The 24,830-nt window shown below is 67.3% G+C and carries 23 protein-coding genes; 4 read left to right on the top strand and 19 right to left on the bottom strand.

The window, feature by feature from the left end:
• Window positions 1-362 precede the first annotated feature (362 nt).
• Complete coding sequence (locus AC5RUH_RS13380; RefSeq protein ID WP_494128817.1) at window positions 363-1,016, bottom strand: SGNH/GDSL hydrolase family protein; 654 nt, start codon at window positions 1,014-1,016, stop codon at window positions 363-365.
• Window positions 1,017-1,461: 445 nt separating this feature from the next.
• Here AC5RUH_RS13380 and AC5RUH_RS13375 point away from each other — a divergent pair, with 445 nt between their 5' ends.
• On the top strand, window positions 1,462-1,668 hold the full coding sequence (locus AC5RUH_RS13375) for a hypothetical protein (protein WP_494128816.1): 207 nt from the start codon (window positions 1,462-1,464) through the stop codon (window positions 1,666-1,668).
• Window positions 1,669-1,738: 70 nt separating this feature from the next.
• On the opposite strand, the gene AC5RUH_RS13370 is transcribed toward AC5RUH_RS13375, so the two are convergent.
• The 5 genes from AC5RUH_RS13370 to AC5RUH_RS13350 form a co-directional block, all read right to left on the bottom strand.
• The gene (locus AC5RUH_RS13370; RefSeq protein WP_494128815.1) at window positions 1,739-2,071 is read right to left on the bottom strand and encodes a cupin domain-containing protein; all 333 of its coding nucleotides are present in this window, start codon (window positions 2,069-2,071) and stop codon (window positions 1,739-1,741) included.
• Between the two features lie 139 nt (window positions 2,072-2,210).
• The gene (locus AC5RUH_RS13365; protein WP_494013817.1) at window positions 2,211-2,939 is read right to left on the bottom strand and encodes an amino acid ABC transporter ATP-binding protein; all 729 of its coding nucleotides are present in this window, start codon (window positions 2,937-2,939) and stop codon (window positions 2,211-2,213) included.
• On the bottom strand, window positions 2,936-4,408 hold the full coding sequence (locus AC5RUH_RS13360) for an amino acid ABC transporter substrate-binding protein/permease (RefSeq protein ID WP_494128814.1): 1,473 nt from the start codon (window positions 4,406-4,408) through the stop codon (window positions 2,936-2,938). The genes AC5RUH_RS13365 and AC5RUH_RS13360 overlap by 4 nt, the downstream gene beginning before the upstream one ends.
• A gap of 117 nt (window positions 4,409-4,525) precedes the next feature.
• Window positions 4,526-7,543 carry a bifunctional [glutamine synthetase] adenylyltransferase/[glutamine synthetase]-adenylyl-L-tyrosine phosphorylase gene (locus AC5RUH_RS13355; protein WP_494128813.1) on the bottom strand — a complete coding sequence of 1,006 codons (3,018 nt, stop codon included), beginning with the start codon at window positions 7,541-7,543 and terminating at the stop codon, window positions 4,526-4,528.
• A 9-nt stretch (window positions 7,544-7,552) separates the two neighbouring features.
• Window positions 7,553-8,893: a glutamine synthetase family protein gene (locus AC5RUH_RS13350; protein ID WP_493977944.1), complete on the bottom strand. Its 1,341-nt coding sequence runs from the start codon at window positions 8,891-8,893 to the stop codon at window positions 7,553-7,555.
• A gap of 168 nt (window positions 8,894-9,061) precedes the next feature.
• On the opposite strand from AC5RUH_RS13350, the gene panB reads away from it, so the two are divergent.
• Window positions 9,062-9,934: a 3-methyl-2-oxobutanoate hydroxymethyltransferase gene (panB, locus tag AC5RUH_RS13345; protein WP_493999482.1), complete on the top strand. Its 873-nt coding sequence runs from the start codon at window positions 9,062-9,064 to the stop codon at window positions 9,932-9,934.
• Window positions 9,935-9,987: 53 nt separating this feature from the next.
• On the opposite strand, the gene AC5RUH_RS13340 is transcribed toward panB, so the two are convergent.
• On the bottom strand, window positions 9,988-10,227 hold the full coding sequence (locus AC5RUH_RS13340; RefSeq protein ID WP_493999481.1) for an SPOR domain-containing protein: 240 nt from the start codon (window positions 10,225-10,227) through the stop codon (window positions 9,988-9,990).
• Between the two features lie 16 nt (window positions 10,228-10,243).
• Here AC5RUH_RS13340 and map point away from each other — a divergent pair, with 16 nt between their 5' ends.
• Window positions 10,244-11,122, top strand: a complete 879-nt coding sequence (gene map, locus AC5RUH_RS13335; protein ID WP_493999480.1) for a type I methionyl aminopeptidase — start codon at window positions 10,244-10,246, stop codon at window positions 11,120-11,122.
• A 107-nt stretch (window positions 11,123-11,229) separates the two neighbouring features.
• Window positions 11,230-12,030 carry a polyphosphate--glucose phosphotransferase gene (gene ppgK, locus AC5RUH_RS13330; protein WP_493978006.1) on the top strand — a complete coding sequence of 267 codons (801 nt, stop codon included), beginning with the start codon at window positions 11,230-11,232 and terminating at the stop codon, window positions 12,028-12,030.
• Window positions 12,031-12,105: 75 nt separating this feature from the next.
• Here the strand turns inward: ppgK and nrdR are convergent, their stop codons facing one another.
• The 12 genes from nrdR to AC5RUH_RS13270 all read right to left on the bottom strand — a co-directional run.
• On the bottom strand, window positions 12,106-12,606 hold the full coding sequence (gene nrdR / locus AC5RUH_RS13325; RefSeq protein WP_493999479.1) for a transcriptional regulator NrdR: 501 nt from the start codon (window positions 12,604-12,606) through the stop codon (window positions 12,106-12,108).
• 100 nt (window positions 12,607-12,706) lie between these two features.
• Complete coding sequence (hisD, locus tag AC5RUH_RS13320; RefSeq protein WP_494013814.1) at window positions 12,707-14,056, bottom strand: histidinol dehydrogenase; 1,350 nt, start codon at window positions 14,054-14,056, stop codon at window positions 12,707-12,709.
• 34 nt (window positions 14,057-14,090) lie between these two features.
• A complete protein-coding gene (gene dnaE, locus AC5RUH_RS13315) occupies window positions 14,091-17,633 on the bottom strand; it encodes a DNA polymerase III subunit alpha (RefSeq protein ID WP_494128821.1) in 3,543 nt (1,180 codons plus the stop codon).
• A 46-nt stretch (window positions 17,634-17,679) separates the two neighbouring features.
• Window positions 17,680-18,615: an RluA family pseudouridine synthase gene (locus tag AC5RUH_RS13310; protein ID WP_493999477.1), complete on the bottom strand. Its 936-nt coding sequence runs from the start codon at window positions 18,613-18,615 to the stop codon at window positions 17,680-17,682.
• Window positions 18,608-19,219 carry a signal peptidase II gene (gene lspA / locus AC5RUH_RS13305; protein ID WP_494013812.1) on the bottom strand — a complete coding sequence of 204 codons (612 nt, stop codon included), beginning with the start codon at window positions 19,217-19,219 and terminating at the stop codon, window positions 18,608-18,610. Before lspA ends, AC5RUH_RS13310 begins: the two co-directional genes overlap by 8 nt.
• 129 nt (window positions 19,220-19,348) lie before the next feature.
• The gene (locus AC5RUH_RS13300; protein ID WP_493999475.1) at window positions 19,349-20,014 is read right to left on the bottom strand and encodes a DivIVA domain-containing protein; all 666 of its coding nucleotides are present in this window, start codon (window positions 20,012-20,014) and stop codon (window positions 19,349-19,351) included.
• Window positions 20,015-20,163: 149 nt separating this feature from the next.
• Window positions 20,164-20,451: a YggT family protein gene (locus tag AC5RUH_RS13295; RefSeq protein WP_493999474.1), complete on the bottom strand. Its 288-nt coding sequence runs from the start codon at window positions 20,449-20,451 to the stop codon at window positions 20,164-20,166.
• A 69-nt stretch (window positions 20,452-20,520) separates the two neighbouring features.
• Entirely contained in the window at window positions 20,521-21,036 is a 516-nt protein-coding gene (locus AC5RUH_RS13290; protein WP_493999473.1) for a cell division protein SepF, read from the bottom strand.
• A gap of 90 nt (window positions 21,037-21,126) precedes the next feature.
• A complete protein-coding gene (locus AC5RUH_RS13285; protein WP_494023238.1) occupies window positions 21,127-21,876 on the bottom strand; it encodes a YggS family pyridoxal phosphate-dependent enzyme in 750 nt (249 codons plus the stop codon).
• On the bottom strand, window positions 21,873-22,592 hold the full coding sequence (locus AC5RUH_RS13280) for a purine nucleoside phosphorylase YfiH/LACC1 family protein (protein WP_494128812.1): 720 nt from the start codon (window positions 22,590-22,592) through the stop codon (window positions 21,873-21,875). The genes AC5RUH_RS13285 and AC5RUH_RS13280 overlap by 4 nt, the downstream gene beginning before the upstream one ends.
• 20 nt (window positions 22,593-22,612) lie before the next feature.
• Window positions 22,613-23,797: a cell division protein FtsZ gene (gene ftsZ / locus AC5RUH_RS13275; protein ID WP_493999470.1), complete on the bottom strand. Its 1,185-nt coding sequence runs from the start codon at window positions 23,795-23,797 to the stop codon at window positions 22,613-22,615.
• Between the two features lie 219 nt (window positions 23,798-24,016).
• On the bottom strand, window positions 24,017-24,830 hold an 814-nt coding region (locus AC5RUH_RS13270), incomplete at its 5' end, for a cell division protein FtsQ/DivIB (RefSeq protein WP_494128811.1).

Here is a 24,830-nt window from a genome sequence, read left to right as displayed (position 1 = left end):
AAAAGCACCATGGCGGCTGAAACCGGAAAATTCATCGACTCCGACGGCAACCGCCACAGCCGCCAGAATCGAAAACGCGAGGCCCGATGCCTTCGCCCGAGGCCTAGCGCCGGCCGTGTTGCCCGAGGAGGGAGCTGATTCAGAACGTATTGGCGCACTCAGTGGGGGAGTCGAACCGCCTTGCGGGAGCGCTCATAAACCTCAGCTCCATCACCGACGTCCGCATGCACGTGCAGGGAAGCGGAGTGATCGAACGGCTTCCGGGACAGTCGCACTCAGAGGTCGAAACACAAACAGAACCGGGGCCGTTGGCCGATGCGGCGTCTGGGAGTATCCAATGCGTCTCAATATTGACTCCAACTTCAGTAAAGGGGTGAGCTGCGAGGAACAAGTTGCTCCCATATCGCGTCGGCCCACACTCGATGACCAACTTCGTTGGGGTGAAAGCGGTCTCCGGCAAATGTCCGCATATATTCGGAAAGGGATAGATTCCTCGTCGACGCGTAGATGTCTGCAACTGCGTGGCCGCTCACGTCAGCGGCTAACCGGATGGCCTGGTTTGCTTTTCGCGTTCGAGTCGAATATGGCCAATGCATGAAATGAGGCACAAACCCCATCACGGAGCTTACTGGCAAGTTTGCGGCGATGGTTCTCATGTTCCGCGCAAAGGCAGGGGTGCTAAACGCCGGGGACCACGCTACGTCGTTCCCCCCAATGATGCACGTGACGAAATCAGGCGGGGACATTGCTAACAACTTCGGGATCTGAGTGAGCAGAAGGTCCCCCGTCTTAGCCCCGCTGACCGACAAATTCACTGTGCGGACTTGTTGACCGGTCGCCTCGGCGAGACGATCGGCGATAACGCCGACATATCCATGACGTGGATCATCGACGCCGACGCCCACCCCCGCCGAATCCCCAAGTGCAACATAGGTCAGCACTCCAGCCTGCGGGCGTGCCCAGTACGCCGCGTGATCCTGTGCCTGACGCTTGCTTCTTCGAATCGCTGTTCCCATGACCCACATGATACCCCGTGGGGGTATGAATGGCTGGTGCAAGCCATGCAGCCTAGATGCCACGCCCCTGTAGAAACAGACGTCCTCCGTGCCGCCCAGGGCGGGGCCGTTGTTAGCTTCCGCAGCCGGATGGCGCGGTCACGTTTATCACGCAGGTGTCCCAAGGTAAGTTCCAGCCCGTCGACCTCGCCTTTCCACCCCTCTGTTTCAGCTCGCTCCCTTCCAGCGACGAGGTCGGCTTCCAATTCGTTCAGGCCAACGCCACGCCAGCCCATTGCATCAGACGCCGCGAAGATTCATCCAGCCCCAACCATGCTCATCTGAGAAGGGCCCCTTTACTGCGTGGACCCCGTGCTCCCGGTGATTTCACCCGTCAACCGATCGGGGACGCACCGGTGAGCGGCTGCCGGACAGACCCTCGGCTGCGACCTCGAGGCGTGGCAAAATGAAGCCCATGGGCGAAAGCGGGGAGCCCGCACCTCAGGGCCGCACGCCGCGACCGGTCAGGGCCGCGCTCATCGGCGCTGCCGTCACCTTCCTGGTGTTTCTGGTCATCCTGCGCGTCGGAGTCGCCTATGCGCTGGTGCTGACGGCCACCGCGCTGCTGTTCGCGGGAGTGGTGGCGATCATCCGCGGCGCGCTGCGTAGGTAACGCGCGACGCGCCATGCGGGCAAGGCCCGGCGCGATGCTCGACTGTCCCGGTGGGTCCCGGCGGCGCCGTTCAGCTGTCCCGGCGTGTCTCGGTGACGGCTGTCAGCAGGAACACCGAGTCCTCGGACGCCTCCACCGAGTGCCGCTCCTTCGGGATCACGGCGAGCTGGTTCTGGTTGACGGCCATGCGGCCGGACGCGGACACCACGGTGACCGCCCCTTCCAGGACCAGCAGCGTGCCGGCCAGCGGGGCGTTGTGCTCCCCCAGCTCCGCCCCGGCCTTCAAGGCCAACACCGTCTGGCGCAGCGGACCGTCCTGGGCCACCAAGGCGGCACTGCGGCCGTGCGGCGCTCCGACGGCCACGGCCAGGTGTTCGCGTCCAAGCACATCGATGTCGGTCATGTCCGGCGCCTCCTTCGGTTGGGTTCCGGCCTCAGCCTAGCCCGGCGCCCTGTTCCCGGCCACACACCTACAGGGCGGGGCCCGACGGCGGCGCGCCCCCGCGCATCGGAGGGCACCGCCGTCGGCCGGTCGGAGGACCTCAGAGGACCTTGGCCAGGAAGTCCTGGGTACGTGCCTGCTGCGGGGCGCCGAAGAGTGCCTCCGGCCTGCCTTCCTCCACGATGTTGCCGTCGGCCATGAAGATGACGCGGTCCGAGACTTCGCGGGCGAAGCCCATCTCGTGGGTGACCACCACCATGGTCATGCCTTCCGCCGCCAGGTCCTTGATGACCTGCAGCACCTCCCCCACCATCTCCGGGTCCAGGGCGCTGGTGGCCTCGTCGAAGAGCATGATGTCGGGATTCATGGCCAGTGCCCGCGCGATGGCCACGCGCTGCTTCTGTCCGCCGGAGAGCTGGGCCGGGCGGGCGTCGGCCTTCTCGGACAGCCCGACCCTCTCCAGCAGCTCCAGGGCCTTGCTGCGTGCTTCGGCCTTGCCGAGCTTTTTGAGCTCCACCGGGGCCAGCATGATGTTCTCCAACACGGACTTGTGCGGGAACAGGTTGAAGTGTTGGAAGACCATGCCGATGTGCTGGCGCACCTTGTCCAGGTCGACCTTCGGGTCGGTCAGATCGAAACCGTCAACCACCACGGTTCCCCCGCTGATGTCCTCCAGCTTGTTCAGGCAGCGCAGGAAGGTCGACTTGCCCGAGCCGGACGGCCCGATCACGCAGACGACTTCGCCTTCGGCCACCTCGACGTCGAGGCCCTTGAGGACCTCGTTGCTGCCAAAGCTTTTTCTGAGTCCGGCGACGTGAATCTTGCTCACTTGTTGAACCTCTTATCCAGGATGTTGGAAAGCTTGATCAGCGCGGTGATCACCACGAAGTACAACGCCGCCACGATCAGCAGCGTTTCGCCGGTACGGAAGTTGGAGGCGTAGATCTGCTGGCCCTGGTAGGTCAGTTCGGCGAAACCGATGACCGCGAGCAGGGAGCTGTCCTTGAGCGTGATGACGAACTGGTTGATGAAGCTGGGGGTCATGATCTTGACCGCCTGCGGGATCACGACCTTCTGCATGGACTTGACGTAGCCCAGGCCCAGGCTGCGGCTGGCTTCCATCTGGCCTGGATCCACGGACTGGATGCCGCCGCGGACGATCTCCGTCATGTAGGCGCCGGCATTCAGGCTCAGCGTCAGCACGCCGGCGGTGAGGACGTCGATCGGCGCCCCGGTCAGCTGCGGCAGGCCGAAGTAGAAGAAGAACGCCTGGACCAGCAACGGCGTGCCGCGGAAGATGCCCACGTAGGTGGTCGCGATCCCGCGCAGCACGATCCGGCGGGATACCTTCAGGAACCCGAAGGCGACGCCCAGGACCAGGGCGATGATGATCGAGACCGCCGTGGCGAACAGCGTGAGCCCCAGGCCCTTCATCAGGGCGGGGAGGCTGTCGGTCAGCAGCTGCCAGAAGCTGCTCTTCCCGGCAGTCTCCGGCGAAGCGAGGTACTTGTCCAGGATCTGCTGGTATTCGCCGCTGGCCTTGAGCTCGGCCAGGCCGGCGTTGAAGGCTTGGATCAGTTCGGGGTTCTGGTCCTTGTTGACCGCGAAGCCGTAGGAACTTCCGCGTTCCTTCTCCGTGACGGCCTTCAGCCCGTTGTTTTGGGCGATGCCGTAGGCCAGCACCGGGTAGTCGTCGAAGACTGCCACGGAGTTGCCGGCCTTGACGTCGTCGTACATGGTGGCCGACTGGTCCAGCGGCTTGACCGTGAAACCGTACTCTTCGGCGATGGAGTCGGCGAAGGCTTCACCCTCGCTGCCGCGCTTGACCGCGACCGTCTCGCCCGCGAGGTCCTCGTAAGAGGTGATCTCGTTGTTGCTCTGCGCCACGGCCATCTGCACACCCGAGTCGAAGTACGGGTCGGAGAAGTCGAAGACCTGCCGGCGCTCGTCCGTGATGGACATGCCGGCGATGACTCCATCCACCTGGTTGGACTGCAGCGCCTGCAGCGCGGCGTCGAACCCGAGCGACCGGATTTCCACTTCGAAACCCTGGTTCTCGGCGATCGCCCGCAGCAGGTCCATGTCGATGCCGACCAGTTCGCCGCCCTGGCGGAACTCGAAGGGGGCGAACGTCGTGTCGGTACCGATGACGTAGCTCTTGCCGCTGGCGCTCTGCGGCGCCTGGGCCGCGGCCGCGGCCGCGGCCGCGTTGCCGCCGAAGACCAGCGAGAGCACCGCCAGCAGTCCGGTCAGGGCCAGCAGGCGCCGTCCCAGCCCGGTGCATTGGAGGGTGTGCAAACTAAACAGCTCCTAGATTTGTTCTCAGGGCACGCCTGTACAGCCTGTGCAAGGCGCAAAAGATCCTCATTGAGGGTACAGACCGGTGACCGGCAGCACCACTTGGCGTCGGGGAGGCTAGGTGCCGTAACCGTAGAAGTAGCGCTCGAAGATGGCCCGGGCGCGGCGGGTCTGGCGCAGGTAGTCTTCCTCGATCGCCGCAGCGTTCCCGGGCTCGTAACCGCACCAACGTGCCACCGCTTCGAGGTCCCGGCGCGAGGCCGGCAGCACGTCCGAGTTCTTGCCCGCCCAGATCACATTGGCCGACCGGATCCGGGTGGCAAGGCTCCAGCTTCGCCCGAGGGCGGCGGCGTCCTCGCCGGGCAGCAGCCCGGCGGCTGCGATGGCGGAGAGCGCTTCGAGCGTGTTGGTGGTGCGCAGCTCCGGGAGCTTCCGGGCGTGCTCCAGCTGCAGCAGCTGGACCAGCCACTCCACGTCGCTGAGTCCCCCGCGGCCCAGCTTCAGATGGCGGGCCGGATCGGCGCCGCGCGGGAGCCGCTCCGATTCCACCCGCGCCTTGATCCGGCGGATTTCGCGCACCTGATCGCTTCCCAGCCCCTCCGGGTAGCGGATCGGATCCACGAGCGCGATGAACTCGTCCGCCAGGTTGTCGTCGCCGGCCATCGGGCGGGCGCGCAGCAAGGCCTGCGCCTCCCAGACCAGGGACCAGCGTTGGTAATACTCGCGGTAGGAGTCCAGCGAGCGCACCATGGGCCCGTTCTTGCCTTCCGGCCGCAGCGCCGCATCCACTTCGAGCACCCGTTCGGCCAGCACCGGGGGTGTGCAGGGCTGCTTCAGGAGGGAAGAGATCCGCGTGACAATGCGCTCCGCCTGCTGCTGGGCCAGGCCGGGGTCGGCCCCCGGCAAGGGCCGGTGCACGTACATGACGTCGGCATCCGAGCCGTAGCTGATCTCCCGTCCGCCCTGCCGGCCCATGGCCACCACCAACAGGGCCGTCAGCCGTTCCTCGGACTCCAGCACGGAGGTTTCCGCGACGTGGAGCGCGCCGAGCACGGCGGCACGGTCGGCGTCCGCCAGAGCGGCCCCGACCTGGGACTGCTCCAGCAGCCCGGAGGAGTCGGCCAGCGCGATGCGCAGCGTTTCCCGGCGCCGGATCAGCCGGATCAGCCGGATGGCCTCCTCGGGCACCGGGTGGCGGGACATCTTGGACCGGATTTCCTGCCACTGGGCGTCGAAGCTGAGCGGTACGAGGTCCTTGTCGGTGCCCAGCCAGGCCGTGGACTCCGGCGAGACCTCCAGCAGGTCCGTGATGAAGCGGCTGCTGGAAAGAATGTGGCACAGGCGTTCGGCGGCCGAGCTCGAGTCCCGCAGCATGCCCAGGTACCAGTGCGAGTCTCCCAGCCGTTCGCTCAGCCGGCGGAAGCCCAGCAGGCCCGCGTCCGGGTCCACGCCGGAAGCGATCCATTCCAGCAAGACCGGGAGCAGCTGGCGCTGCAGCGACGCCTTCCTGCTGACTCCGCCGGTCAGGGCCTCGATATGACGCATCGCACCCCGCGGGTCCTGGTAGCCCAGCGCGGCCAGCCGGCCCTGCGCCGCCTCCGGGGTCAGCCGCACCTCGTCCAGGCTCAGGTTGGAGGCTGCGGCCAGCAGCGGCCGGTAGAAGATGCGTTCGTGCAGCGCCCGCACCCTGCGCTTGGTCTGCTGCCATTTCTCCAGCAGCTCGGCCGGCGCCGGCCGCCTATCGAGCAGCGCTCCCTGGGCGGCTTTGGCCAGCACGCGCTGCGCCTGCTCGTCGTCGGGCATCAAGTGTGTCCGGCGCAGGTGCACCAACTGGATCCGGTGTTCCAGGACGCGCAGGTACCGGTAGGCCTCATCGAATTCCTGCGCGTCGGCGCGCGAGATGTAGCCCGCGGTGCTCAGCGCCGCGATGGCCGACGTCGTGTCGCGCTGGCGGATGGATTCGTCTACCCGGGCATGCACCAACTGCAGCAGTTGGACCGTGAATTCAACGTCGCGAAGCCCGCCGCGGCCCAGCTTGATCTGGCGGCCGCGCTCATGGGCCGGGATGTTTTCGGTGACCCGGCGGCGCATGGACTGCACCGATTCGACGAACCCTTCCCGTTCCGACGAGGACCACACCAGCGGCGACACCGCTTCCTCGTACCGGCGGCCCAGCTCGGCGTCCCCGGCCACGGCCCGGGCCTTCAGGAGTGCCTGGAACTCCCAGCTCTGCGCCCAGCGCCGGTAATACGTCAGGTGCGAGTCCAGCGTCCGGACCAGCGGACCGTCCTTGCCCTCCGGGCGCAGGTTGGCGTCGACTTCCCAGAGCCCTGGTTCCGGGCCGGGCGAGGAGATGGCGCGGGCCGTTCCGCTGGCCAGCGCCGCGCCGATCACCCCGGCCTCGGTGTCGGCGAGCCCGTCGGCCTCGACGACGTACACCACGTCGACGTCGGAAATATAGTTCAGCTCCCCGGCCCCGCACTTGCCCATGCCGATGATGGCCAGCCGCACCGCCGCGACGTCGCCGGCGCCGTAACGCTCCGCTGCTTCGGCCCGGGCCACCGCAAGCCCGGCGTCCAGCGCGGCCGCGGCCAGGTCCGCCAGTTCCCGGGCGGCGTCCGGCAGGAAGTCGACCGGCGAGGCCGCGGAGAGGTCCCGGATCGCCAGTTCGGACAGGTGCCGGCGGTACGTGCTCCGCAGCGCGACGTAGGCGTCCTTGCCCGAAAACGAGGCGACCGGTTGTCCCGACAAGGGGTCCGCCCCGACGGAACGCAGCAGCGAGCTGCGCAGGCGGGACGCCGGCACCCGGCCGGGTTCCGGTCCGATGTCCGTGTCGAGGACGTCCAGATGCTCCGGCCGGCGGAGCAGGAAGTCCGCCAGGGCCTCGGAAGCCCCGAGCAGCCGGAACAGGGCTTCGCTGCCGTCGCCGCCCATGTTGATGACGTCCGCCAGGGACGGGTTTTTCTCCAGCAGTCGCACCAGCGATACCAGCGCCTGGTCCGGGTCGGCGCTGACCGCGAACCCGGCCTCCAGCCGCTCCTGGCTGATGCCGGACAGTTCCCTGGCCTGCAGGAACCGGGTGCTGCGCTCCAGATCGTGGAATCCTCGGGCGATCAAGCGCCGGTTCGTCAGCACGTGGCCGCCCTAGAGGATTCCGATGTTGCGCTTCAGCTCGTGCGGGGTGACCTGCAGGCGGTAGTCGTGCCACTCGGCCCGCTTGTTGCGCAGGAAAATCTCGTACACCTGTTCGCCCAGGATCCCGGCCACCAGCTCCGACTCCTCCATGGTGCGGATGGCGTCATGCAGGCTGGACGGCAACGGGTCAAGGCCCATGGCCCGCCGCTCGGCGGTGCTCAGGCTCCACACGTCGTCCTCGGCGGCCGGCGGCAACTCGTAACCCTCCTCGATGCCCTTGAGCCCGGCGCCCAGGAGCACCGCGTAGGACAGGTAGGGATTGGCCGCCGAGTCGATGCCCCGGTATTCCACCCGGGCGGACTGGCCCTTGCTCGGCTTGTACAGCGGCACCCGCAGCAGCGCCGACCGGTTGTTGTGGCCCCAGGACACGTAACTGGGGGCCTCTCCCCCGCCCCACAGGCGCTTGTAGGAGTTGACGAACTGGTTGGTGACGGCGGTGAATTCGGGCGCATGGCGCAGGATCCCGGCCATGAACTGGCGCGCCGTCTTGGAGAGCTGGAATTCGGCGCCGGCTTCGAAGAAGGCGTTCGAGTCTCCCTCGAACAGCGAAAAGTGCGTATGCATGCCGGAACCCGGGTGATCGGAGAACGGCTTGGGCATGAAGGTGGCGTAGATGCCCTCCATCAACGCCACTTCCTTGACCACCGTGCGGAAGGTCATGATGTTGTCCGCGGTCTGCAGGGCATCGGCGTACCGGAGGTCGATTTCGTTTTGGCCGGGCCCGTCCTCGTGGTGGCTGAACTCCACCGAGATGCCCACGTTTTCCAGCATGGTCACCGCGGTGCGGCGGAAGTCCTGGGCAACGCCGCCGGGCACGTGGTCAAAATACCCGGCGTGGTCCACGGGCACCGGGACCCCGTCCGGACCCAGCTGGTCGGACTTGAGCAGGTAGAACTCGATTTCGGGGTGCGTGTAGCAGGTGAAGCCCATCTCCGCGGCCTTGCCCAGCGTCCGCTTGAGGACATTGCGCGGGTCGGCGGTGGACGGTTCGCCGTCGGGGGTGAGCACGTCGCAGAACATCCGCGACGTTTGCTCCGCTTCGCCCCGCCACGGCAGGATCTGGAACGTGGTGGGATCCGGCTGGACCAGCATGTCGGACTCGAAGACCCGGGCCAGTCCTTCAATAGAGGAGCCGTCGAAGCCGAGCCCCTCCTCGAAGGCGCCTTCGACCTCCGCAGGGGCCAGCGCCACGGATTTCAGCGACCCGACGATGTCGGTGAACCAGAGCCGGACAAAGCGCACGTCGCGTTCCTCGATGGTACGGAGGACGAATTCCTGCTGACGGTCCATGTGCTGCCTTTCGCTGTGTCCGGGCCACGGCATCCAAAAACTGCATGCCAAAGCCTGCGGTGGTCTGCTTCCCTTTAGCCTACTGGCAGCACAACCGAAGTTGGCGCCCCGGTAACGCGTCCGCACCAGAGTGGAGGAAGCGGACGCCTGAGGATTAGGCTCTACCACATGCCCACTTCACAGTCTTCCGGCGCCGAGCAGCCGGCTCCTTACGGCACGCCGGCGGCGGCATCGGCTTCCCGCCCGGCCCGCCGCACCCGCATCCACCACCTGCAGCAGGCCAAGGACGAGGGCCGGCGCTTCGCCATGTTGACGGCGTATGACCAGTACACCGCGGAGATTTTCGACGCCGCCGGCATCGAGGTGCTGCTGATCGGGGACTCGGCGTCCAACAACGTCCTGGGCAACGAGACCTCCCTGCCGATCACCGTGGACGAGATGCTGCCGCTCTGCCGGGCGGTCGCCCGCTCGGCCCGCAGCGCGTTCGTCGTTGCCGACCTGCCCTTCGGCAGCTACGAGGTGTCGCCGGCGCAGGCGGTGGAAACGGCCGTGCGCTTCCTGAAGGAGACCGGCGTCCACGCGGTGAAAATGGAGGGCGGCGCCTACTATGCGGACACCGTCCGGGCCATGGTGCAGGCCGGAGTTCCGGTACTGGCGCATATCGGCTTCACTCCGCAGAGCGAACATGCGCTGGGCGGCTACCGGGTGCAGGGCCGCGGCGACGACGCCGAACGGCTCATCGACGACGCCCTGGCCCTGGAAGCGGCCGGAGCCTTCGCCGTGCTCATGGAGATGGTTCCGGCCGAGGCGGCCGCCAAGGTGGACCAGGCCCTGCGTGTCCCCACGATCGGCATCGGGGCGGGGCCGTCGACCACCGGCCAGGTCCTGGTCTGGCAGGACATGGTCGGCCTGCGCGGCGGCAAGATGGCGAAGTTCGTCAAACAGTATGCGGACGTGCGCACCATCATTTCCGACGCCGCCGCCGCCTTCCGCTCGGACGTCCAGGACGGCGTGTTCCCCGGCCCGGAGCACTCCTTCTAGGCACCCCGTCCTTTCGGTCCGTAAACCCCGCGCCCGGAGCAGGCGCCGGCGGGTCAGTCGTCCTCCGCGTCCCACTCCTCGTTGCGCCGCTGCACCTTTTCCAGTGCGTGCTCGGCCTCTTCGCGGGTCTCGTAGGGGCCGATCAGCTGCGTCCAGTCGGACTGGGCGCCCACTTCCACCTGATGGGTGACCACGTTGTACCAGAAATCCGCCATGCCGGCCTCCTTACGTTGACGGCGCCCGGCAGCGTGCGAAGGCTGTTGCCCCTCCGCTGTCGGGCACCTCTGCAGCACCTATATGATCGATACTATGCCCCACAACGCAGCAACAGCACCCGTCGGAACCCTCGTTCAAGGCACCGTCAGCCCCCCGTTGCCCGTTCCCCCTTCGATCGTCCGGCCCGAGTACGCGTGGAAGCCGGCGCCGGCCAAATTCACCGGCTCGGAGGTCAAGACGCCGGAGACCATCGAGAAAATCCGCGTCGCCGGACGGATCGCCGCACAGGCCATCGTGGAGGTGGGCAAGCACATCGAGCCGGGCGTGACCACCGACGAGTTGGACCGCATCGGGCATGAATTCCTGCTGGACCACGGCGCGTATCCCTCCTGCCTGGGCTATCGCGGCTTCCCCAAATCGATCTGTTCCTCGGTGAATGAAGTGATCTGCCACGGCATTCCGGATACCACCGTGCTGCAGGACGGGGACATCGTCAACATCGATATCACCGCGTACCTGGACGGCGTCCACGGGGACACGAACTACACCTTCTTGGTCGGCGACGTCGATGAAGAGTCCCGCCTGCTGGTCGAGCGCACCCAGGAGTCGCTGCGCCGCGGCATCAAGGCCGTGGCCCCGGGACGGGAGATCAACGTGATCGGCCGGAGCATCGAGTCCTATGCCAGGCGTTTCGGCTACGGCGTGGTCCGCGATTTCACCGGCCACGGCGTCGGCGAGGCCTTCCACACCGGCCTGATCATCCCGCACTACGATGCCGCCCCGGCCTACAGCCGGGCGATCGAGCCGGGCATGGTTTTCACCATCGAGCCCATGCTGACCCTGGGCACGATCGAGTGGGAGATGTGGGATGACAACTGGACGGTCGTCACGAAGGACCGCAGGCGGACCGCCCAGTTCGAGCACACGCTGGTGGTCACCGAGACCGGGGCGGAAATCCTTACCCTCCCCTAGCTTTTCGAAGCCTGACACCGCCGGACACAGCGGGTAGGCTTCCGGTAGTCCGGCGAGGCACGCCGGGTCTCAACGCGCACGGAGGTGGCATGGCGACCGAGGACATCGTGGCCAAGAAGGCAGCCAAGCGGGCGGCCCGGTCGGCGATCGGCATCGATATCGGCGGAACCGGCATCAAGGGCGGCATCGTCGACCTCAAAAAGGGCATCCTGGTCGGCGACCGCATCCGCTATGACACGCCCCGTCCGTCCAGTCCGGAGGCCGTGGCCGACGTCGTCGCGCGCATCGTCAAAGAACTCAGCGCCCGCCCGGAGGGACCGGAATCCGACCGGCCGGTGGGCGTGACATTCCCCGCCATCATCCGCCACGGCATTGCACGGTCGGCGGCCAACGTGGACGAGCGCTGGATCGGGACCGACGTGGACGCGCTGCTCACGCACCGGATGTCCCGCCCCGTCCAGGTGATGAACGACGCCGACGCGGCCGGCCTGGCGGAGGTCCGCTACGGGGCGGGTGCGGGGGTGAAGGGAACCGTGCTGGTCATCACCCTGGGCACGGGCATCGGCTCCGCGTTCATCTTCGACGGCAAGCTGGTCCCGAACGCCGAGCTGGGCCACCTGGAGCTGGACGGGCACGACGCCGAGTCGAAGGCTTCCGCCGTGGCCCGCGAACGCGACGGCCTGGACTGGGCGGAGTACTCGCAGCGCCTGCAGCGGTACTTTTCGCACGTCGAGTTCCTGTTCTCGCCGGAGCTGTTCATCATCGGCGGCGGCATCTCGAAACGCAGCGAGGACTTCCTGCCCCGGCTTCAGCTGGCCACGCCGATCATCCCGGCCCAGCTGCGCAACAACGCCGGCATCGTGGGGGCGGCCCTTCAGGCGGCCCTGCACTTCGGCTTCGCCAAATAGGCCGGCAACCGGGAGGTTGGTGCCGGTGGCGGCCTCGGCTTCCCCTCCGCAGCCGCCACCGGAGTCTTGGTCGCGCTACTGCGCTGTCAACGGCCGTTGTCGGCCTTCGGGCCCCTGCTGGCCGTTCCTCTGCGCATCGTGGCGCAGCTGGTCGATCGCGGATTCAAAATCCTCCAGCGATTCGTAGCCCTGGTAGACGCTGGCGAACCGCAGGTAGGCGATCAGGTCCAGCTTCTTCAGCGGCCCCAGGATGGCCAGGCCCACCTCATGCGCGTCGATTTCCGCGGCACCGCTGGCGCGGACCGACTCTTCGACTTCCTGGGCCAGCATGGCCAGGTCGTCTTCCGTCACGGGACGGCCCTGGCAGGCCTTGCGCACGCCGTTGACGACCTTGGTCCGGCTGAACGGCTCGCTGACCCCGGAGCGCTTGATCACGCTGAGGCTGGTGGTCTCCACCGTGGTGAAGCGCCGCCCGCAGGCCGGACACTGGCGGCGCCGCCGGATCGCGGAACCGTCATCGGTCAGCCGGCTGTCCACCACCCGGGAATCGGAGTTACGGCAGAACGGACAGTACACGCCACACTCCTTCCCTCGGGACAGCCAACTTATTCATCCTAGAACCATATCTAGGTGAATTACAAGACTGTGATTACTACATGTTGGGGTTTGGGCCCGTTCAGGCGAACCGGATGGCGACGGCGTCGCCGTGGGCCGGGAGGTCCTCGGCGCGGGCCAGCGCGGCGATGTGCCCGCTGACTTCCCGCAGCGCCGCGTCCCCGTAATTGACCACCTGGACGGCGCGCAGGAAGGTCGTCACGTTCAGGCCGCTGGCGAAGGTGGCGGTGCCGCTGGTGGGCAGCACGTGGTTGGAGCCGGCGCAGTAGTCGCCCAGGCTCACCGGGCTGTAGTCGCCCACGAAGATCGCTCCGGCGTTGCGGATGCGGGCGGCTACCCCGGCCGCGTCGGCGGTCTGGATCTCCAGGTGTTCGGCGGCGTAGGCGTCGCAGACGGCGATGCCCTGTTCCAGCCCGTCCACCAGGATGGTCCCCGACTGCGGGCCGGACAGCGCCTCGCGGACGCGGGCGGCGTGTTTGGTTCGGGCGACCTGCTCGCCGAGTTCCCGGCGCACTGCCGCCGCCAGTTCCTCAGAAGCCGTGATCAGGACGGAGGCGGCGTGCGGGTCGTGCTCGGCCTGGCTGATGAGGTCGGCGGCCACGAACGCCGGATTGGCAGTCTCGTCGGCCAAGATGGCGATCTCGGTGGTGCCGGCCTCGGCGTCGATCCCCACCACGCTCTTGACCAGCCTCTTGGCCGTGGCCACATAGACGTTGCCGGGGCCGGTCACGACGTCCACCGGCTCCAGCGCCGGGCCGTGCCCGTTCGCGGGCGCGCCGTAGGCGAACGCCGCCACCGCCTGCGCGCCGCCGATGGCGTACACCTCGTCGATTCCCAGCAGCTTGGCGGCGGCCAGGATTGTCGGGTGCGGGAGCGAGCCGAAGTCCTTCTGCGGCGGCGACGCAAGGGCGATGGACGCCACGCCGGCGGCCTGGGCGGGCACCACGTTCATGACGACGGATGACGGGTACACCGCCAGCCCGCCCGGGACGTAGAGGCCCACCCGGTTCACCGGGATCCACTTGTGCGTCACCACCGCTCCGTCACCGATCTCGACGTCGGTGTCCCCCGGCTTTTGCGCCGCGGCGAACCGCCGGGCCCGCGCGATCGATTCCTCCAGACCGGCGCGGACCTGCGGATCGAGCTGTTCCAGGGCTTCCTCCAGCGCGGCCGCCGGCACCCGGGGATGCAGTTGCTCCACCCCGTCGAACCGGCGGGCAAGCTCCGCCAACGCGGCGAACCCGCCCGCCCGGACCTTGCCGATGATTTCCTCTACGGCGCCGGTGGCGGCGTCGAAGGTGGTCTCCGCCCGCGGCATGGCCGCCTTGAGTTCGGCGGTGCCCAGCCGGCGGCCGCGCAGGTCAAGGGTGGGGAAATCGGTGAAGGTGTTGGCCGAGGCTGCAGAAGTCACCCACCCATTCTACTGACCCGGCGCCGCCGCCCGGTCAGGCATCGAGGCAGGCCGGCCCGAGCAGGACCTTGAGGTCGCCGAACAGCGAGGGGTTCGGATTAACCCGCAGGTCCACCCCGAGCTTCATCACCTCGACCTTGCGCGAGCCGTTCAGCCGCACCTGCACCTCGGTGGTGCCCGGGTGGGTGCGCAGCACGTCGCCCAGCGCGGTGACCACCGACTCGGTGGCCTTGAAGCTGGCCATCGAGATCACGACGGGCCCGGAGTGCCCGTCGCTCAGGTCCGGAACGGTGAGTTCCTGGGCATTCAGGGTGACGGCACCGTCGTCGCGGCGCTGCAGCCGGCCGCGGACCACCACGATCAGGTCTTCCGCGAGCACGGTGGCGATCGGCGCGTAGGCCTGCCCGAAGAACATCACTTCCATGGAACCGCCCAGGTCCTCGACCTCGGCGCGGGCGTAGGCGTTGCCGCTGTTCTTGGCGATCCGGCGCTGCAGCGACGTGATCATGCCCGCGATGGTGATGATCTGCCCGTCCGGCGGGCCGTCCTCGCCGATCACGGACGTGATGGACAGGTCCGCGTGCTGGCTCAGGATCCCGTCCAGCCCCTGCAGCGGGTGGTCGGAGACATACAGGCCGAGCATGTCCCGCTCGAACGCGAGCTTGTCCTTCTTGTCCCACTCGGGCAGGTCCGGCACGTCGACCGACAGGCCCCCGGCGGTTTCGCCGCCGTCGTCGAACGCGCTGAAGAGGTCGAACTGGTTGGCCGCCTCGTTGCGCTTGAGCACGATGACCGAGTCCACCGCTTCTTCGTGGATCATGGCGAGGGCGCGGCGCGGATGGCCCAGCGAGTCGAAGGCGCCGGCCTTGACCAGCGACTCGATGGTGCGCTTGTTGCACACCACGGCCGGGACCTTCTGCAGGAAGTCGCTGAAGCTGGCGAAGTTGCCCTTCTCGTCGCGTGCGGCCACCATGGCGTGCACCACGTTGGCGCCGACGTTGCGGATGGCGCCCATGCCGAAACGGATGTCCGTGCCGACCGGGGTGAAGTTCAGCGCCGACTCATTCACATCCGGCGGCAGCACGGTGATGCCCATGTGCCGGCATTCGTTCAGGTACAGCGCCAGCTTGTCCTTGTCGTCGCCCACCGAGGTGAGCAGGGCGGCCATGTATTCGGCCGGATAGTGCGCCTTCAGGTAGGCCGTCCAGTAGGACACCAGGCCGTAGGCCGCCGAGTGCGCCTTGTTGAACGCGTAGTCGGAGAAGGGCAGCAGGATGTCCCACAGCGCCTTGACCGCGGCCTCGGAGTAGCCGCGGTCCACCATGCCCTGGTGGAAGCCCGCATACTGCTTGTCCAGTTCGGACTTCTTCTTCTTGCCCATGGCGCGGCGCAGGATGTCCGCCTGGCCCAGCGAGAAGCCGGCCACCTTCTGCGCGATCGCCATCACCTGCTCCTGGTACACGATCAGGCCGTAGGTGGTATCCAGGATTTCCCGCAGCGGCTCTTCCAGCTCCGGATGGATCGGGGTGATCTCCTGGACGCCGGTCTTGCGCAGGGCGTAGTTGGTGTGGGAGTTCGCGCCCATCGGGCCCGGCCGGTACAAGGCGATGACGGCGGAGATGTCTTCGAAGTTGTCCGGGCGCATCATCTTCAGCAGGGACCGCATGGGGCCGCCGTCGAGCTGGAACACGCCGAGGGTATCGCCGCGGGCCAGCAGTTCGTAGGACGGCCGGTCGTCCAGGTCGAGCGTTTCAAGGTCCAGGTCGATGTCCTGGTTCATCTTGATGTTCTCGATGGCGTCCGTGATGATCGTCAGGTTGCGCAGGCCGAGGAAGTCCATCTTGATCAGGCCGAGGCCTTCGCAGGTGGGGTAGTCGAACTGCGTAATGACCTGGCCGTCCTGCTCCCGGCGCATGATCGGGATGATGTCGATCAGCCGTTCCGAGGACATGATCACGCCGGCCGCGTGCACGCCCCATTGGCGCTTCAGCCCCTCCAGGCCCAGCGCGGTTTCGAAGACCTTCGCGGACTCCTGGTCGGACTTGAGCAGCTCGCGCATCTCCTCTGCCTCGCCGTAGCGCTTGGCGTTGGGATCGTGGACTTCCTTCAGCGTCAGGCCCTTGCCCATGACGTCCGGCGGCATTGCCTTGGACAGCCGCTCGCCGGTGGAGAACGGATAGCCCATGACGCGGGACGAGTCCTTCAGCGCCTGCTTGGCCTTGATGGTGCCGTAGGTGACGATCATGGCGACGCGGTCGTCGCCGTACTTCTCTGTGACGTACTTGATCACCTCGGGGCGGCGGCGGTCGTCGAAGTCGACGTCGAAGTCGGGCATCGAGACGCGGTCCGGGTTCAGGAAGCGCTCGAAGATCAGCCCGTGCTTTAGCGGGTTCAGGTCGGTGATGCGCATCGCGTACGCGACCATGGAGCCGGCGCCGGAACCACGGCCGGGTCCCACGCGGATGCCGTGGTCCTTCGACCAGTTGATGAAGTCGGCGACCACCAGGAAGTAGCCGGGGAAGCCCATCTGGAGGATGATGCCGATCTCATATTCGGCCTGCTTCCGCACGTCGTCGGGAATGCCGTGGGGGAACCGGTAGTGCAGGCCCTTCTCGACTTCCTTGACGAACCAGGACTCCTCGTTTTCCCCCTCCGGCACCGGGAAGCGCGGCATGTAGGAAGCCTTGGTATTGAACTCCACGTTGCAGCGCTCGGCGATCAGGAGCGTGTTGTCGCAGGCCTCCGGGACGTCGCGGAAGATGGCGCGCATTTCCGCCGGCGACTTCAGGTAGAACTCGTCCGCATCGAACTTGAAGCGCTTCGGGTCGGCCAGCGTCGATCCGGACTGCACGCACAGCAGCGCCGCGTGCGACTTGGCGTCTTCGGCATGGGTGTAGTGGAGGTCGTTGGTGGCGACGAACGGCAGCCCGAGTTCGCGGGCCAGTTTCCGCAGGTCGGCCTGGACGTTGCGTTCGATGTCCAGGCCGTGGTCCATCAACTCGCAGTAGAAGTTCTCTTTGCCGAAGATGTCCCGGAAATCGGAGGCGGCCTGCTTGGCCTCGTCGTAGAGTCCGAGCCGCAGCTTGGTCTGGACCTCGCCGGACGGGCAGCCGGTGGTGGCGATCAGCCCCTTGCCGTAGGTCTGCAGCAGGTCGCGGTCCATCCGGGGCTTGTAGAGGTAGCCTTCCAGGGAGGCCAGCGACGAGGCGCGGAACAGGTTGTGCATGCCTTCGGTGGTCTCGGCCCACATGGTCATGTGGGTGTAGGCGCCGGCGCCGGAGACGTCGTTGCGTCCGCCGTCGCCCCACCGCACGCGTGTCTTGTCCGCCCGGGCGGTGCCCGGGGTCAGATACGCCTCCACCCCGACGATCGGCTTGATGCCGGCGTTGCGGGCCTTGTTCCAGAAATCGAAGGCGCCGAAAACGAACCCGTGGTCGGTCGTCGCCACCGCGTTCATGCCCAGTTCATCGGCGTGGCTGAACAAGTCGGTCAGCCGCGCGGCACCGTCGAGCATCGAGTACTCGGTGTGGTTGTGAAGGTGGACGAAGGAATCGTTGCCGATCTTGGATGAAGTCACTGCTGCCACCGTTTCATTCTAGGTGCCGGAGTCGGCCGGTACCGGCTTACACGCGGTGTTCGGCCAGCGCCTGCAGCGCGTAGGCCAGGTCCCGCGGGTACTCGCTCTCGTATTCGACCCACTCCCCGCTGCCGGGGTGGTGGAAACCAAGTTTCTTGGCGTGCAGCCACTGCCGGGTCAGTCCCAGTGCGGCGGCGAGTTTGGGGTCCGCGCCATACGTCAGGTCGCCGGCACACGGATGCCGCAGCGCGGAAAAGTGCACGCGGATCTGGTGCGTGCGGCCGGTCTCCAAGTGCACCTCGACCAGCGAAGCCCTGCCGAAGGCCTCGAGTACCTCGTAGTGGGTGATCGAGTTGCGGCCGTCTTCGACCACGGCGAACCGCCAGTCGTAGCCGGGATGCCGGCCGATCGGCGCATCGATGGTGCCCTCCAGCGGGTCCGGCAGTCCCTGGACCAGCGCGTGGTAGACCTTGTCCACCGTGCGTTCCTTGAACGCGCGCTTCAGCAGGGTGTAGCCGTGTTCGGTCTTGGCGACCACCATGACGCCGGAGGTTCCCACGTCGAGGCGGTGGACGATGCCGGCCCGCTCGGCGGCGCCTGACGTCGAAATCCGGTAGCCCCGGGCGGCCAGGGCGCCGACGACGGTCGGGCCGACCCAGCCCGGCGACGGGTGGGCGGCAACGCCCACCGGCTTGTCGATGACGACGAAATCGTCCTCGTCTCCGAGAATCTTCAAATCCTCTACCTCTTCCACCACGACGGCGAGCGGATCCCGCTGTTCGGGTACGGCAATGCGCAGGCTTCCCTGCTGCGGGAGCTTCTCCGACTTGGCGATAACCCGGCCGTCCAATTCCACGCGTCCGTCGCCGAGGAGTGCTGCGGCCGCCGAGCGGGATACTCCCAGCAGCGCGGCCACCGCGGTATCGGCCCGCGCGCCGGCTGTCCGGGCGTCCAGCTCCACGACCCTGACGTCGTCAGTCACCGCTCTCCCCCGCCGCCTTGCCGTCGCCGGCCGGCTTGTCCGCGGCCTTGGGGGCCTCCCGGGTACCGTCCATTCCGATGCCCATGAAGGTCAACACGCACCACAGGATGACCGCTCCCACCACGGCGGAGTCGGCAATGTTGAAGATGGCGAAGTTGGGGAAGGCGATGAAGTCCACCACGTGGCCCACCCCGAAGCCGGGTTCGCGGAACAGTCGGTCGGTCAGGTTGCCCAGCGCGCCGCCGAGCAGGAAGCCGAGCGCCACGGACCACCACAGGGACCGGACCTTGCGCGCGTAGACCACGATCGCCGCGGAAACGGCCGTCATGACGATGGTGAACACCCACGTGTAGTCCTCGCCGATCGAGAACGCGGCCCCGGAATTGCGGATGAAGTGCCAGTGCAGCAGCGGCGGCAGCACCGGGGTGATCTGGCCCTCGGTCATGGTGGACACCACCCACCACTTGGTCAGCTGGTCGAAGGCATAGGCGAACGCCGCGCAGCCGGCCAGCAGCAGGATGAACCGGCCGGCGCCCTTCCGCTGTTCCGGTGCGGCCGCCGCCCCATCGTCGGGTCGATCGGCTGCCGGTGAAGTTTCTGACATGTCTCTCTCGTCTTCAGTGCCGGTCGGGCGCCGGGGCGGGGCGCCCAAAGCCAATGGCCGGCGGCAGGGTAATCCCGGCGCCGGCCATTGGGAGCCCCGTGGCACGGGGCTGGCGGTTATCTTCCGCGCTTACGCGTCCGCGCTGTCCTTGACCTCGGGGGCAGCGAAGGATCCGCGGGCTTCCAAATCCCGCAGCTGGCCTTCGATGTACGCCTTCAGGCGGGCCCGGTAGTCGCGTTCGAATCCACGCAGCTGCTCCAGTTTGCGCTCCAGCACGGCCTTCTGCTGCTCGAGGTTGCCCAGGGTCTTGCGGCTCTTCTCTTCGGCGTCGTTGACCAGGCTGCTGGCTTCCAGCTGTGCCTCGGCAATGATCTTGTCCCGCTGCTCCACACCGGCGGTGACGTACTCGTCGTGGAGCTTCTGGGCCATGGCCAGCACGCCTGCGGCGGACTCGGCGGCCGCGGTGTGCCCGGTCCCGGATGCCGGAACGGCCGCGGGGGCCGGCTTCGGCTCTTCCTTCGGCTTGGGCTCTTCCTTGGGCTCTTCCTTGACCGGTTCCCGGACCTGCTCGGTCTTCGGGGCGGCGGAGACCGGAGCCGGCACGGAGGCCTCCGGACCCTGGTTCGACGTGGCTTCGGCCAGCTTCTTGCGAAGTTCGTCGTTCTCCTGGTTCAGCCGGCGGAGTTCGACGACGATCTCATCTAGGAAATCGTCGACCTCGTCCTGGTCATAGCCTTCGCGAAACTTGGTCGGCTGGAACCGCTTGTTGACAACGTCTTCTGGCGTCAAAGCCATCTGGTCACCTCATACTGGTTCGTGGGTCATGAATGCTACGTGCTGGATTCATAACAACGGTAGCGAATATCCGCCGTGCAACGGGCATCCGCCAGCTATATCTGAATCAGAATATATCGTTTCGGAGACGAACACTAACGCGCCTCGGGTCAGGCCAGACCGGCCACGATCGCCATGGCGATCGTGACGGCAAGGAACAGGACCAGGAACGCAAGATCGAGCGCGAATCCTCCGATTCGCAGCGGCGGAATGAGCCGCCGGAGGGCCTTCATGGGAGGGTCGGTCACGGAGTAGACCGCCGACGCCGCGACGAGCGCGATGCCGCGCGGCCGCCAGCGCCGGGCGAAGGCCTGCACGATTTCAAAGACGATCCGCACGATCAGGGACAGCTGGAACAGCATCAAGATCAGGTAGAGCAGGACGAAAATGAGGGACACGCCGGTTCCACGATTCCTAGCGCTAGAAGGAGTAAGGCTGGCGGCACGCCTGCCGGACGTAGCTGCGGGCTAGCTCTGGTTAAAGAAGCTGGCCTGCTGGTCGCTGGACTTCCGGTCCTCGCCCAGCACTTCGACGCTCGACGGCGAGAGCAGGAAGACCTTGTTCGTGACCCGCTCGATGCTGCCGTGCAGTCCGAAGACCAAGCCGGCGGAAAAGTCGACCAAACGCTTGGCTTCCGCTTCGCCCATGTCCGTGACGTTCATGATCACCGGAATGCCGTCGCGGAAACTTTCGCCAATGATCTTGGCATCATTGTACGACCGCGGATGCACGGTGGTGATCTGGTGCAGCACGGTAGCGTCCTCGCGGGCCGACGGAGCGCGCTTGATCGGCGTCACCGGCGCCCGGTATTCCTCGGCAACCTGCTTCACCGGCGGGGCGGGCTCGGGGCGGCGCTCCTGACGGGGCTGGTCCACAGGCTGCTCCTCATCTCGAGCGGGCGTGTCTGCCTGCTCGGCTTCGTAGTGCTCGTCACCATCGGCGAGCCCAAGATAAATCATTGTCTTGCGCAGTGTGCCTGCCATGGTCGCTCCCATCCTGTCTTCAGCGCTGCTGTCGCGCCTTGCCAGGTCCCGGATCGGCCGGCCCGGCAAGGAGTCTGCCTAGCCAAAACGCTACCCCACGGCTGGTCGCGGGCCGAGGACATCGGAACCGACGCGGAGGTGTGTCGCGCCCGCGGCGACCGCCGCTTCGAGGTCCTGGCTCATGCCCGCCGACACCAGGCCGGCGCCGGGATGCTGTTCCCGAAGCCGCTGCGACAGTTCGACCAGCCGGCCGAATGCGCGGGCAGGGTCTGCGCCCAGCGGTGCGACGGCCATCAGCCCGGCGGGGTTCAGTCCCTCGGTGTCGCCGAGGGCATCGGCCAGCGCCGGGATGTCCTCGGGCCGGGCACCGCCGCGGGCCGCCGTGCCCGCGGCCTGCCCGGCGCCGCTCTCATCAAGGTTCACCTGGATCAGGCAGTCCAGGTGCGCCCGTGGTCCGAGCCCGGCCGCCTCCCGCCGTTCCTGCTCGGCCACCACGGCCTTGCCGAGGGCGGTGACGAGTTGCCGCCGGTCCACCGAATGGACCACATCCGCGTACCGCACCACGGACTTTGCCTTGTTCGTCTGCAGTTGCCCGATGAAGTGCCAGCGGAGCCCGGCACCGGCAAGCTCGGCGGCCTTCGCGGCCGCTTCCTGGTCCCGGTTTTCGCCGACGTCGGTGACGCCCAGGTCATGCAGCAGCGCAACGTCGGAGGCCGGGAAGAACTTCGTCACGACGATCAGTTCCGGCTCCGTGGATCGCCCCGCGGCGGCCCGGGCAATCCGTGCCCGGACACGTTCCAGGTTCGCTGCGAGTTCGGACTTGCGGGCGTCGGTACTCATGCGTCCTTCCAGACAAGGCCGGCGAACCGGCCGGTTTGTTGATCGCGCCGGTAGGAGTAGAGCCTCCCGTCCTCCCGGGTGCAGCCGGCCACCTGATGCACGTCCACACCGAGCCCGGCCAGCTCTGCCCTGGCTCCGGCGGCAAGGTCCAAAGCCGGCGTCCCCCAGGCTGTCCTCGCCGCCAGTTGGGGAATCCGGGCAACCGCCTCGGCCTGCATCTGCTCGGGAACCTCATAGCAGGCCCCGCAGATGGAGGGACCGATCCAGGCCCGCAGTTCGCCCGAACCGGCCTCGCGGAGCCGGGCGACGGTGTTGGCCAGCACCCCGTCGAGCAGTCCGCGGCGGCCGGCATGGGTCACGGCGGTGGCGGGCCCGCCGTCGGCCCGTGTTCCCACCAGCACGACCGGCAGGCAGTCCGCGACCATCACCGCCAGCGGCACCGCGCCGTCGGCGCTGACCAGCGCGTCGGCCGGCGCCGCTCTTTCAGTGGTGTCGGCCTCCCCTCCGCCGGCGGGGATGACCGCGGCGACGGCCGAATGCACCTGGTTCATGAACCGCAGGGAACCGGCCGGTACGGACATGGCGTCTTCAAGCGCCGCGCGCCGCCGGAGCACCGTGCCGGGGTCGTCCCCCACATGCAGGCCAAGGTTCCCGGCCGAGCGGTCGGTAAAGGCGGCCCACACGCCGGTGTGGACCCGCTGCTTCCACCAAAACACTGCCGGACCTGCCTGAGGGTTTACTTCAGGAAGTCCGGAACGTCCAGGTCGTCGACGCGGCCCGCGCTCAGGTCCGGCTCGACGATGGCCGGCAGATCCATGTCGAAGCCCGCATCGGCAGGAACGTGGTGCTGCGGCATGGCACCGCTGAAGCTGTGCTCCATGGGCTCCGAGACCGGCACGGACGGCTGGGCGGCCGGAACGGCGGGCGTACCGGCGGGGGCGGCGGCCGGCTTCTGGGTCGGAGCGGAGGTGACGTCCACCTGGTCAAAGCCGGCGGCGATGACGGTCACGCGGGCTTCGTCGCCGAGTGCATCGTCGATGACGGCGCCGAAGATGATGTTCGCCTCGGGGTGTGCGACCTCCTGCACCAGCCGGGCGGCCTCGTTGATCTCGAACAGGCCCAGGTCGGATCCGCCCTGGATCGACAGCAGCACGCCGTGCGCACCGTCGATCGAAGCTTCCAGCAGCGGAGACGCGATGGCCAGCTCGGCGGCCTTGACGGCCCGGTCCTCGCCGCGGGCGGAGCCGATGCCCATCAGCGCCGAGCCGGCGCCCTGCATGACGGACTTCACGTCGGCGAAGTCAAGGTTGATCAGGCCCGGGGTGGTGATCAGGTCGGTGATGCCCTGCACGCCGGAGAGCAGCACCTGGTCGGCGGACCGGAAGGCATCGAGCATGGAGACGTTGCGGTCGCTGATGGACAGCAGACGGTCGTTGGGGATCACGATGAGGGTGTCGACTTCGTCGCGCAGCGTCTCGATGCCGCTTTCGGCCTGGTTCGAGCGGCGGCGGCCCTCGAACGTGAACGGGCGGGTGACAACGCCGATGGTCAGGGCGCCGAGCGAGCGCGCGATCCGGGCCACCACCGGTGCGCCGCCGGTGCCGGTGCCGCCGCCTTCGCCGGCGGTCACGAAGACCATGTCTGCCCCGCGCAGCACTTCCTCGATCTCTTCGGCATGGTCCTCGGCGGCCTTTCGGCCCACCTCCGGGTCGGCGCCGGCACCAAGACCCCGGGTGAGTTCGCGCCCGACGTCGAGCTTGACGTCGGCGTCACTCATCAGCAGTGCCTGAGCGTCGGTGTTGATGGCGATGAACTCCACGCCACGGAGTCCCACCTCGATCATCCGGTTGACGGCATTCACGCCACCGCCGCCGATGCCGACGACCTTGATGACGGCCAAGTAATTCTGCGGTGCTGCCACGTCCTGTGTCCCTTGCTCGAGTCTGTGCACTGATCAGTTCTGCCGGAGCGGGCGGGTACCCTGTCCGGTAGTTTCACCTAACCTTAACCTTCAGCTTGAAGGTTAGAGTTATGTCAAGTAGTTTCTATTCGTGACGCTAGACGGAAGCCCCCGCCCACACAACGACCTTGCTCCGCGTGTCGCGCGTTCCCACCATGTTGCGCATTTCCCGTCTCCTGCTCAACGGGTCACCGGGCGTGTGGGCGTGCTCACATCGATGACGCTCGCCTTGTCTTTCACGTCTTTTGCCCGCAGCATCGCCTGCAGGACGGTGGCCTTGAGTTCCTGCTCCTGCGCGTTCCCCCACAGCACTTTTTGGCCGCCGGCCAACTGGAGTTCCACCGAGTCCACCGACTGCGCGGAGGCGTGTTTGAGCTGTTTCAGGACGTCGGGCGGCAGCGCGGCGAGCACCCCGGTGATGGACGCGAAGACATCCGGGTTTTCGGCGGCCTTCGCGCCGTCGATCAAGGGCAGTTTTGCCTCGCTGCGCTTGGCGACCGACGCAAGTTCCGTCCCCGACTCGTCAATCAGCACGAATTTCTTGCCGTCCTTCAGCACGGCCACGGGCGTGTGCTCGATGATCCGAACGTGCAGTTCCGACGGCGGCCTGGCGATCACTTCCACCGACTCCACCGCCGGCAGGTGGTCCACCCGGGCATGGACGTCGCGTTCTCCGATGCGGGCCAGCGGCGTTCCCATGAGCGGTTGCAGCGCCTCGGTAAGCGTTGCTTTTTCGGTCAATTCGGCGCCCTCGACGGTGATCGTCTTCACGGCCAGCGCCGGCGACAGGAAGATGACCGACATCAAGACGGCGAAGAGCACGGCCACAATCCCGGCGGCGATCAACAGCCGGCGCCGCGTCTTGCGCGCGGCCGGTTCGGGGAAACTGACGACGGTGGTATCGGAGGTGTCCGCCCCGTCCGCGCGGTCCGGTCCCGCCCCGTGGCCCCGCCACCGCGACAGCAGCGCTGCGGCCCCGGCCCGCTTGGTGCCG

The organism is Arthrobacter sp. Y3223166 (genome assembly GCF_059090935.1).
The sequence above is the reverse complement of the archived record's forward strand: the minus strand, read 5'-3'. Positions and strand labels throughout refer to the sequence as shown.